The 838-nt window shown below is 67.9% G+C and carries 2 protein-coding genes; both read left to right on the top strand.

Annotated features, from left to right (window positions below):
- The coding region (locus tag D3H34_RS33155; protein ID WP_119558911.1) for an SDR family oxidoreductase at positions 1–440 on the top strand (440 nt) is incomplete at its 5' end.
- Positions 440–838 (top strand): nuclear transport factor 2 family protein, encoded by a 399-nt coding sequence (locus D3H34_RS33150; RefSeq protein WP_119558910.1) that lies wholly within the window; start codon positions 440–442, stop codon positions 836–838. The genes D3H34_RS33155 and D3H34_RS33150, both read left to right, overlap by 1 nt.

The raw sequence follows: 838 nt of genomic DNA, 5'->3' as shown, positions 1-838 counted from the left end.
TTCCGGGCGTGCAGCTCATGCGCGCCTATGTGCCCGGCATGCGCGCGCGCAGGTTCGGCCGCATCATCAACATCACGTCCGCGATGGTGAAGACCCCGCACTACATCATGGGGCTGTCGACTTCGGCGCGCACCGCGCTGACCGCGATCAGCAAGGCCATCAGCGCCGAAGTGGTGGTCGACAACGTGACCATCAACAACCTGCTGCCCGAGCGCATCGACACGCCGCGCCAGGAGTTCATGGCCCAGCGCATGATGGCCGCCGACGGCATCACGCACGAGCAGGCTCGGCTGCGCATCGCCGCGTCCATCAACGCGGGGCGCATGGGCCAGCCCGAGGAGTTTGGTGCGGCCTGCGCATTCCTGTGCAGTGCGCTGGCGGGCTACATCTCCGGCCAGAACCTGCAGCTCGACGGCGGATCGTACGAGGGCCTGGTCTGATGTCCGCGCCCGCGCAGTCTGGCGAGATCGCGGTGCGCGCCGCATGCCTCGATCTGGAGCGCAGGCGCCAGTCGGCATTGGTGGCGCTGGATCTGCCAGCGCTTGACCAGATGTTTGCCGCTGACCTGGTGCACATCCACAGCGTGGGCCTGGTGCACGACAAGGCCGCGCTGCTCGCGCATATCGAGGCCAGGCGCGGCTTTGCGGCCATAGAGCGCGGCCCCCTCGAGATCCGCGTGTTGGGCGACGACGCGGCCGTGATGACGGGCGCGATCTGCAACCACATGCGTGCGCCCGACGGCAGCCTGAGCGAGCTGCGCGGCATGGTCACGCAGATCGTGCGCCGCACCGCTGCCGGCTGGCAGTTCATGCACTTTCAGCTCACGCCACTCCAATAG

The organism is Acidovorax cavernicola (assembly GCF_003581445.1).
The sequence above is the reverse complement of the archived record's forward strand: the minus strand, read 5'-3'. Positions and strand labels throughout refer to the sequence as shown.

Coding starts and splice junctions, on each gene's coding strand:
- D3H34_RS33150 (WP_119558910.1), top strand. CDS start 440: ATGTCCGCGCCCGCGCAGTCTGGCGAGATCGCGGTGCGCGCCGCATGC.